We start from the raw sequence: 8,378 nt of genomic DNA, 5'->3' as shown, positions 1-8,378 counted from the left end.
GTGGGGAGCGGGAGGGGAGCGGCGGCGGGGGGCCGGCCCTCCCCATCCGACCACACGGCGTGCGCGCGCCCGGACCCTTGCGCCGGCGGGGCACTCGTGCTGTGCTCTGCGCCACCGTTCCGCGCCACGATGCCGGGCGGTCCTGCCGCCCCTCTGTGCCGCGCCTCCGTGGCGGGCCTCAGAGCGGGGAGGCGAACACCACCAGGTTGTCCCGGTAGCGGCCGATCGCCGCGTCGTACTCGCCTCCGCAGGTCACGAGGATCAGCTCCTCCTCGAGGGTCGCGCCGAAGACGCGGGCGGTGGGGAACGCGGCCTTGGCGTGGGACTCGACCGCCGTCACCCGGTAGCGGTGGTCGGAGCCGTCCACTCCGCTCACCGCGATCTCATCGCCCGGGGCGAGCTCGCCGAGGCGGAAGAAGACCGCGGGACCGGACCGCGAGTCGACGTGCGCCGCGATCACGGTGCGGCCGCTGCCACCCGGGCGCCCGCCTCCCGAGAACCAGCCGACGTCGTCGTAGTCCACCGGCACCTCCATCGCCCCGTCCGACTGAATGCCCAGCGCGATCAGCGGCTCGTCCAGGCCCATCGCGGGCACGCTCAGCCGGGCGGGCTCGACGCCGACGGTGCGCGCAGGCGCGGCAGCGGCGGGGTCGGGCGCGGGGACCGGGGGAGGAGTGAGCGGGGGAGCAGAAGCGAGGGCCGGAGGCGCGGGCGCGCTCGCGGGCGTCTCCGCACCTCCGCTCCCGTCCGCGGCGGCGCACCCCGCGAGGAGCAGCACGGCGCACAGTGCCGCCGCGCCGCTCCTCGACCGGGTGCCCACGATCACGAGGCGGTGCGCCGGCGGGCGACGACCACTCCGGCCGCGCCGAGGGCGGCGACGGCTCCGAGGCCGGCCATCACGGCGAGACCGGACGGGCCCGTGGCGTCGCTCCCGGCGGCGGTCGCGCCGCCACCGGTCTGGAGGCCGCCGACCGGCACCTGCGAGAGCTGGCCGCGGACGACGCCCGCCGCGTACGAGGCCGTGTGGGAGTCGGCCGCGAAGGCGGCGGGATCGGCCTCGAGGGCCTTCAGCGTGAATCCGGCGCCGGTGTCCGCCCCGTTCGCCTGGATGCCCGTGGTGAAGGGGCCCTGCAGGCAGCCGCTGCTGGTGCGGGGGCCGTCTCCGACCGGGGCCGGGTTCGGGAACGCGATGCGCGGCGGGCCCGCCTTGCCCAGCGCCGCCTGGTGGATGTGCGTCGCGGTGTTCGCGGGGCTCTGGTAGTCGCCGGTCACGCCGGTGAGGGTGATGTCGTAGCAGATGACGTCGAGGTCGCTGTTGACCCGGAAGGTCATCTCGCCCGTGGCGCCGGGCTGGCCGGGGGTCGCGGCGGAATCGGCGTTCACGACCTGGTCGGGCGTCGCCATCACCGTGAAGGCGCTGGTGAACGAGGACGGCTCGGCGACCTCGGTCTCGGCCTGGGCCGGCGCGGCGGCGAAGAAGGAGGCGGCGGCGACGGCGGTGATGCCGCCGAGGGAGAGCAGGCGGCGGCCGGCGCGGTTCCGCGCGGGGGACGTCTTCGTCATGGTGGAGCCTTTCGATCGCGAGCGCCGAGCGGGCCCGATGCAGGGAGTACGGCCGGAAGCGGCGCTGCGTTCACTCCATCTGAGAGGATCTTCACGGAGACGGTCCTCGCCTCCGATGAACGCCGCCGCCGCCGCGGCCGTACCCCCTTCCGACGGACCACCGGTCCCGACGAGGAGGCGGTGTGGCGCGGACGGCGACGGCACGACGAGACGAAGGGCCCGCGATGCCGCGCGAGCACTCGGAGGTCCCGGCTCCCGTGGTGCGCCTCGAGCCCCGGACGGCGGAGTTCGACCCGGCCGCCGCCTTCGACGAGCACGGGTCCGCCCTGCTCGGCTTCGCGCTCAACGCCCTGCGCGACCGCGGCCTCGCCGAGGACTGCGTGCAGGAGACGTTCCTGCGCGCCTGGCGCTCGCGGGCGAGCTACTCCGCCGAGCGTGCCAGCACCCGCACCTGGCTCTTCGCCATCGCCCGCAACGTCGTGATCGACGTGCACCGCTCGCGTCAGCGCCTGCCGCGCCTGATCGAGGCCGAGATTCTGGAGGAGGTGCCCGCGGAGGACCGCGACCCCCTCGAGCCGCTCGCGATCGCCGAGGCGCTCGCGCGGCTCTCCGCCGAGCACCGGCAGGTCGTCGTCGCCGTCCACGTGAACGGCGAGACCTACGCCGAGCTGTCGGCGGCCACGAGCGTGCCGGTCGCCACCCTGCGCAGCCGCGCCTTCTACGCTCTCCGAGCGCTCCGCGGTCACCTCGCGGGCGCCGGATCCACCGACGAGGAGAGATCGTGATCGACCGAGACCAGCCCGACGGAGACCAGCCCGGCGGCCGCCGCGAGGAGCTCCTCGCCGCGGCCCTCGCCGGCGACCTCTCCGCCGAGGAGGCGCGGGAGTTCGAGAGCCTGCGCGCCGCCGACCCCTCGATCGACCGCGAGCTCGCGTCGTTCGGCTCGGTGGTCGACCGGGTCGGCGCGCTGGGCCGCTGGGAGGAGGCGGAGCCGTCGCCGGAGCTGCGGTCGCGCATCGCGGCGCTCGCCGGGGAGCGGCCCGAGCGCGGGGAGAGTCTGCGTGCCTCGCGCCGCCGGGCCCCGCGCCGCCGTGCCTCGCGCCTCCGTGCCGTCCTGGCCGTCGCCGCGGCGGCCGCGCTCCTCGTCGTGGGCGGCGTCGCCGGAGCGGCCCTGCGGTCCGCCGAGGAGCGCCCCGTCGCGGGACCGCCCGGGACGCTCGGCGCCGTCGAGGCGATCGCCTTCGACGAGCGGACGGAGGGCGTGACGCTCGACGGCTCGCTCGTGGCGCACACCTGGGGCACCGAGACGATCCTCCGCGGGACCGGCTTCACGCTCGGCGAGAGCTACGACCTCGTGCTGGTCACCGGCTCCGGCGAGCGGCTCCCGTCCGGCTCCTTCCTCGGCAGCTCCGCGGAGCTCGACTGCGAGATGAACGCGGCCGTCCTGCGCGAGTCCGTCGCCGCCGTCGAGGTCACCGACGCCGGCGGAGCGCTCGTCGCCTCGGCCGCCCTCCCCGCCGTCACCTGAGAGCCGGCGGCGCAGGCTCGCGGCGCGGCTTCAGCTCGCTGACGAGCGTGCCCGCGACGATGAACCCCGCCCCGAGCAGGGCGAGCGCGGGGAGGCGGTCGCCGGCGAGGCGGCCGATCAGGCCGGCCCAGACGGGCTCGGCGGAGTAGATGATCGTGGCGCGCGACGGCGAGACCGAGCGCTGAGCCCAGTTCATCGTCAGCTGGATCAGGCAGCTGCTCGCCCCGAGCGCGAGCGCGGGGATCAGCCAGGCCCCCGAGAACGCCGGGACCGCCTCGCCCGCGAGGGGCATCGAGGCGAACCCGAGCGCGCCGGCGACCAGCAGCTGCACCACGGTCACCCGGCCGAGGTCCACCCGTCCGGCGACGAGGCCGATCAGGATGATCTCCGCCGCGATCGGCAGCGTGCTCACGATCGTCGCCACCTCGCCCGCTCCGAGCGCGACGCCCGGCTGCGGGCCCGCGATCAGGAGCAGTCCGACGAACGCCAGCGCGACGCCCACCAGCGTCAGCACGCCCGGACGGCGACGGAACACGACCCACTGGAGCAGCGGCACCAGCGGCACGTACAGCGCGGTGAGGAACGCGGAGGTGCTGCTCGTGATCGTCTGCAGCCCGTAGCTCTGCAGGCCGTAGCCCGCGAAGATCATCACCCCGATCGCGACGCCGGCCGCGAGGTCGATCCGCCGCATCCCCCGGAGCGACCGGTGGAACACGACCGCGCTGATCAGTCCCGCGATCGCGAACCGCATCCCGACGAAGAACAGCGGACCACTGTGCTCCATCGCGATGTGCACGGCGAGGAAGGTCCCGCCCCAGATCGCGGTGATGCCGATGAGCGCCCACTCCGGACGCGTGAAGCGGAGGCCCCGGAGAGGCGAGATGTGCATCATTCTGCACATCCTAGGAGCATCAGGGGCCTGTCGGTGCAGAATAGTGCGCATGTCGGCTCCCGTCCTCGCCCACCTGGGCGGCAACCTCCGTCTCGCGCGGCGCGGAGCCGGACTGAGCCAGTCCGCGCTGGCGGCGCGCTCGGGTATCAGCCGGCGGACGATCGTCGCGGCCGAGGCCGGCGAGGCCAACATCTCGCTGACCGGAGTCGACCGCCTCGCGACCGCCCTCGGCACCACGTTCACGGCACTCGTCTCGGCCCCGGGATCCGCGCCCGCGGCGATCGACCAGGTCGCCTGGCGGGGAGCGGGCGAGGCGAGCGTCGCCGTCCTGCTCTCCTCCGTCCCCGCGCGCCGGGAGGCCCAGCTCTGGACCTGGACGCTCGGCCCCGGGGACCGCTACGACGCGCAGCCCGACCCCGAGGGGTGGCACGAGATCCTGCTCGTCACCGCCGGCGCGCTCCTCCTGGAGCGGGAGGGCGAGGAGCCCGTGCGGCTGGAGCCCGGACGGCACCTCGCCTTCCCGACCTCGCGGCACTACTCCTACGTGAACGCGGTGGATGCCGTCACGACGCTGGTCCGGATCGTGGTCGACTGACGGGTCGGCGCCTCAGGCCCGCGAGCGCAGGGTCTCGAGCAGCGCCGCGGGGGTCTCGGGGCCGTCGAGGCTGATCGCGAACTCGCGCGAGCGGTCCGTCGTCACCACCAGCCCCGGCCCGGCGTGCAGGATGACCGCCGAGCGGCCCGGCATCACCCGGTACCCCCAGCCGCCCCACTCCGACGGCCGCAGCTGGGCCGTGCCGGCCGAGGCGATGGTGTCGAGCGGGATGCGGCGCAGCGGGATGCCGAGGGCGGTCGTGACGACGCGGAGGCCGCGGCGGTCGGCGGTCACCCTCAGGCGGGAGAAGGAGAGGAGCACCAGCGCGACGACGCCGAGGACGACGGCCGTCGCGATCGCCGGACCGGTGGCGCCCGCCGCGGCGAGCGTCGCGAGGGAGAGGGCCGCGCCCGCCGCCGTGGCGACCGCGGCGACGGCGAACACCGGGCCCGTCAGCGTCTGCGACCAGGCGCCGGTCTCCTCCGCCGCGAGCGGCAGGCGGCCGGCGGCCGGGCGGGAGGCGCGCCGGGTGCCCGGAGCGATCAGCGCGGGCACGACGGCGAAGAGCATCCCTCCGAGCAGCGCGAGCAGCCACCCGCCGAGCTCCGCCCCCTCGGCGCGCCCGGCCGCGAGCGTCGTGCCGACCGAGGTCGCCCAGGCGGAGGCGCCCATCCCGGCGACGAGGCCGAGGGTCGCCAGCAGGAGCCGCGGGGCGCGCCCGACGGCCGCCGCCACGACGCCCGCGACGGCCGGGAGCCCGGAGAGCACGAGGGCGATCGCGAGCAGGGCGCCCGTCGCCGCGGTCGCATCGGCCGCCCCGGTGCCCGACCAGTGCGAGGCGAGCTCCGCGGGCAGCGCGTCGTCCAGGACGAGGCGCGAGACGAGCACTCCGGCGGCGGGGAGCAGGAGGGACGCGGCGGCGAGGAGCTCGCGGCGGCGGTCGGCGGTGGCGGTCATGATCCGGTCCTCTCGATCAGGCGGACGAGCTCCGCCGGCGTGATGCCGCTGCGGCGGGCCTCCGCGAGCAGCTCGTCGACCAGGGCGGTCACGCGCACGAGCCCGGGCCCGGCCGACTCCGTGATCCACGCGCCGCGGCCCCGGCGCATCTGGAGGATCCCGTCGTCGCGCAGGGCGGCGTACGCGCGCAGCACGGTGTGCATGTTGATGCCGAGCGAGTCGGCGAGCTCGCGGGCGGGCGGCAGGCGGTCGCCCGCCGAGAGCTCGCCCCGGGCGACGGCCGAGCGCACCTGCGACTCCAGCTGGTCGGCGAGCGAGCCCGCCGCGGAGTGGTCGACCCGGAACAACATGTTCACAATGTTAGTAGAACAAGCAGTGCACCACCAGGCCCTCAGTGCAGCGCGAGCGACACCGCCAGCACCACCATCACGACCGCCACGGCCGCGTCGAGGATCCGCCAGGCCCCGCGGCTCCGGAACAGCGGCCGCAGCGCGCGCGCCCCGAAGCCGAGAGCGGTGAACCACAGCACGCTCCCGGCCGCCGCCCCCGCCCCGAACCACCAGCGCTCGTCGCCGTGCGTGTTCGCCACCGACCCGAGCAGCACGACCGTGTCGAGGTAGACGTGCGGGTTCAGCAGCGTGAGCGCCAGGCACGTGCCGATCGCCGTGCGGAGCGACGTCGAGGCGCCGGCCGGATCGCCGTCGAGGGTCCCCGGCCGCAGTGCGCGTCTCGCCGCCATCACCGCGTAGGCGAGGAGGAAGACGATGCCGCCCCAGCGGATCACCACCAGCAGCCACGGCGCCGACTCCAGGACCGCTCCGATCCCCGCGATCCCGAGCACGATCAGCGCGGCGTCGCAGAGTGCGCAGATCGCGACGACGGCGGGCACGTGCTCGCGGCGGAGGCCCTGGCGGAGCACGAAGGCGTTCTGCGCGCCGATGGCGATGATGAGCGAGAGGCCGAAGCCGAGGCCGGAGAGGGCGGCGAGGAGGGGGGACACGCTCCGACGCTAGGGCGGGGCGCTCCTGTAGACCAGCTCATGCTCCTTCAGTACCGTAAGCAGCACTGATGCTGACGGACGACCTCGACCTCTCCCGCCTGCGCGCGCTCGCCGCCTCCGTCCGGTACGGCTCCTTCGACGCCGCCGCCCGGGCCCTGCACATCACCCCCTCCGCCCTCAGCCAGCGGATCAAGGCGCTCGAGACCGCCGCAGGCCGCGTCCTGCTGGTGCGCTCGCGCCCGGTCGTCGCGACCGAGGCCGGTGCGGGGCTCCTCCGCCTCGCCCGCCAGATCGAGCTCCTCGCCGACGACGCCGTCCGCTCGCTCGGCGGCGAGGACGCGGAGGGGGCGGGCCCCGTCGTCCTCCCGCTCGCCGTCAACGCCGACTCCCTGGCCACCTGGGTGCTGCCCGCGCTCGCCTCCGTCCCCGACGTCGTGGTGGAGCTGCATCGCGAGGACCAGGCGCACACCACCGCGTTCCTCCGCGACGGCACCGTGCTGGCGGCCGTCACCGGAGAGTCGGAGGCGGTGCTCGGCTGCACCGTCGCGCCCCTCGGAGTGATGCGGTACCGCGCCATGGCCTCGCCTGCGTTCGCCGAGCGCTGGTTCCCTGACGGCGGCGTGGCCGGCCTCGCGAGCGCTCCGCTGGTCGTCTTCGACGAGAAGGACCGCCTGCAGGACGACTTCCTCCGGGCCGCCGGCGTCGACGGCAGACCGCCGCAGCACCGCGTCCCCGGATCGACCGACTTCGAGCGGGCCGTGCGCCTGGGCATGGGGTGGGGGATGCTGCCCGAGCTGCAGGCCCCGGTCGGCGGCGACGGCCTGGTCGAGCTGGGCGGCGACCCCGTCGACGTCCCCCTCTACTGGCAGCAGTGGGCCCTGCACACGCCCGCCCTCGACGCGGTCGCCGCGGCCGTCTCCGCCGCCGCGCGCGCCGCGCTCCGCTGACCCGCGCGCTGACCTGCGCCGCCGGGGAGGCGCTCAGACCGCGAACACGTCGCGGAGGGTCACCGTCTCGAGCGAGCGCTCGCGGAGGATGTCGACGAGCCGCGCGTAGACCTGCGTCACAGGATCGAAGTTCGCGTGCCCGATCACGATGTGCTGCGGCAGGAACCACTGGTCCGCGAAGCCGACCACCTGCTCCGGCGTGATCCGCCCGGAGTCCGAGAGCGAGCCGTACCAGAGCACCGTCGCCGTGTAGCCGATCGCCGACGCGGCGGCCCGGCTCCGCTCGTCCGTGTAGCCGAACGGCGGCCGGTAGAAGGGCGCCGCCTCCACCCCGTAGGTCGAGCGGATGAAGTCGCCGTTGCGGCCCAGCTCCTCCTGCACGCCGTCGCTCGAGAGGCTCGTCAGGTCGGCGTGCGACCAGGTGTGGTTCGCGAGCTGCACCTGCCCCGAGGCGACGAGCGGAGCCAGCAGCGGCGCGTTCACGGTCCACGAGTCGTACTTCCCGTTGAGGAAGAAGGTCAGCCGGGTGCCGGTGTCGCGGGCGAACTGCGCGTAGGCGGCGACCACGTCGGAGTCCGCGCCGTCGTCGACGGTCCAGGCGAGCGTGCTCCCCTCGCCGGGCAGCTCCGAGATCGTGCCGGAGGGCAGCGGCGCCTTCCGCCGCACCGGAGTCGCCGCGGCGGTCATGGTCGGCACGGGGCGGGGAGGGGTCGGGACGGCCGTCGGCGCGGCGGACGGCAGCACCGCCGCCGGCGCCGTGCTCGGCGGGAGCGCCGCGGGAGCGGGCCGGGCGGGCGTGCACCCCGTCAGCGCGACCGCCGAGGAGGCGATCCCCAGCAGCAGCGCGCGTCGCCTCAACCGGTCCACGGGCCCCCCTCGCGAGCCCCGTCCCCCGG

The 8,378-nt window shown here is 75.6% G+C and carries 11 protein-coding genes; 4 read left to right on the top strand and 7 right to left on the bottom strand.

The window, feature by feature from the left end; all coding sequences use genetic code 11:
* Window positions 1–178 precede the first annotated feature (178 nt).
* Window positions 179–820 carry a class F sortase gene (locus C5C57_RS18465; protein ID WP_104353823.1) on the bottom strand — a complete coding sequence of 214 codons (642 nt, stop codon included), beginning with the start codon at window positions 818–820 and terminating at the stop codon, window positions 179–181.
* 2 nt (window positions 821–822) lie between these two features.
* A complete protein-coding gene (locus tag C5C57_RS08280) occupies window positions 823–1,563 on the bottom strand; it encodes a CHRD domain-containing protein (RefSeq protein ID WP_104297484.1) in 741 nt (246 codons plus the stop codon).
* A 224-nt stretch (window positions 1,564–1,787) separates the two neighbouring features.
* Between C5C57_RS08280 and C5C57_RS08275 the strand changes: the two genes are divergently transcribed.
* Both C5C57_RS08275 and C5C57_RS08270 read left to right on the top strand, forming a co-directional pair.
* A complete protein-coding gene (locus tag C5C57_RS08275) occupies window positions 1,788–2,348 on the top strand; it encodes a sigma-70 family RNA polymerase sigma factor (protein WP_104297483.1) in 561 nt (186 codons plus the stop codon).
* Window positions 2,345–3,091, top strand: a complete 747-nt coding sequence (locus C5C57_RS08270; RefSeq protein ID WP_104297482.1) for a hypothetical protein — start codon at window positions 2,345–2,347, stop codon at window positions 3,089–3,091. The genes C5C57_RS08275 and C5C57_RS08270 overlap by 4 nt, the downstream gene beginning before the upstream one ends.
* On the opposite strand, the gene C5C57_RS08265 is transcribed toward C5C57_RS08270, so the two are convergent.
* Window positions 3,084–3,983, bottom strand: a complete 900-nt coding sequence (locus C5C57_RS08265; RefSeq protein ID WP_258063957.1) for a DMT family transporter — start codon at window positions 3,981–3,983, stop codon at window positions 3,084–3,086. The genes C5C57_RS08270 and C5C57_RS08265 overlap by 8 nt on opposite strands.
* 49 nt (window positions 3,984–4,032) lie before the next feature.
* Here C5C57_RS08265 and C5C57_RS08260 point away from each other — a divergent pair, with 49 nt between their 5' ends.
* Entirely contained in the window at window positions 4,033–4,578 is a 546-nt protein-coding gene (locus C5C57_RS08260) for a helix-turn-helix domain-containing protein (protein ID WP_104227343.1), read from the top strand.
* 12 nt (window positions 4,579–4,590) lie between these two features.
* Here the strand turns inward: C5C57_RS08260 and C5C57_RS08255 are convergent, their stop codons facing one another.
* From C5C57_RS08255 to C5C57_RS08245, 3 genes are read right to left on the bottom strand one after another with little or no spacing between them, the layout of a single operon-like run.
* The gene (locus C5C57_RS08255) at window positions 4,591–5,535 is read right to left on the bottom strand and encodes a hypothetical protein (protein WP_104297481.1); all 945 of its coding nucleotides are present in this window, start codon (window positions 5,533–5,535) and stop codon (window positions 4,591–4,593) included.
* Window positions 5,532–5,885, bottom strand: a complete 354-nt coding sequence (locus C5C57_RS08250; protein WP_104225158.1) for a GntR family transcriptional regulator — start codon at window positions 5,883–5,885, stop codon at window positions 5,532–5,534. The genes C5C57_RS08255 and C5C57_RS08250 overlap by 4 nt, the downstream gene beginning before the upstream one ends.
* 41 nt (window positions 5,886–5,926) lie before the next feature.
* A complete protein-coding gene (locus C5C57_RS08245; RefSeq protein WP_104297480.1) occupies window positions 5,927–6,535 on the bottom strand; it encodes a LysE/ArgO family amino acid transporter in 609 nt (202 codons plus the stop codon).
* Window positions 6,536–6,603: 68 nt separating this feature from the next.
* On the opposite strand from C5C57_RS08245, the gene C5C57_RS08240 reads away from it, so the two are divergent.
* Window positions 6,604–7,482 carry a LysR family transcriptional regulator ArgP gene (locus C5C57_RS08240; RefSeq protein ID WP_104261339.1) on the top strand — a complete coding sequence of 293 codons (879 nt, stop codon included), beginning with the start codon at window positions 6,604–6,606 and terminating at the stop codon, window positions 7,480–7,482.
* 33 nt (window positions 7,483–7,515) lie between these two features.
* Here C5C57_RS08240 and C5C57_RS08235 read toward each other — a convergent pair whose 3' ends face one another.
* Window positions 7,516–8,349 carry a polysaccharide deacetylase family protein gene (locus C5C57_RS08235; RefSeq protein WP_219812674.1) on the bottom strand — a complete coding sequence of 278 codons (834 nt, stop codon included), beginning with the start codon at window positions 8,347–8,349 and terminating at the stop codon, window positions 7,516–7,518.
* Window positions 8,350–8,378 lie beyond the last annotated feature (29 nt).

It is taken from the genome of Rathayibacter sp. AY1C5, from assembly GCF_002931705.1.
GTDB lineage: Bacteria > Actinomycetota > Actinomycetes > Actinomycetales > Microbacteriaceae > Rathayibacter.
The sequence above is the reverse complement of the archived record's forward strand: the minus strand, read 5'-3'. Positions and strand labels throughout refer to the sequence as shown.